The sequence below is a fragment of the Bacillus cereus group sp. BfR-BA-01316 genome (assembly GCF_022664195.1).
In the GTDB taxonomy this organism is placed as follows: Bacteria; Bacillota; Bacilli; order Bacillales; family Bacillaceae_G; genus Bacillus_A.
In genome coordinates this window covers 1-223 of sequence record NZ_JAKUGX010000132.1, presented here as the reverse complement: position 1 = coordinate 223, position 223 = coordinate 1, and the positions used below count along the sequence as shown (strand labels likewise).

Here is a 223-nt window from a genome sequence, read left to right as displayed (position 1 = left end):
AGTGAGCGTAGCAAGCGAATGGAAATATGCGTTTACAGATTTAGCGGCATACGATGCCGAAGGTAAGGCATACAAGTATGAAGTGAAAGAACAAGCAGTAGACGGATATCAGACAGAAGTAAAAGGTTATGACATTACGAATACAAAGGTTGGTCAAACAAAAGTAGAAGGAACGAAAACGTGGAAGGATGATAATGCGAAAGATCGTCCGAATATGATTAAA

The 223-nt window shown here is 39.5% G+C and carries 1 protein-coding gene; it reads left to right on the top strand.

Features of this window, described 5'->3' with window-relative positions; all coding sequences use genetic code 11:
* A partial coding sequence (locus MR071_RS25300; RefSeq protein ID WP_242238250.1) for a Cna B-type domain-containing protein occupies nt 1-223 on the top strand: 223 nt, incomplete at both ends.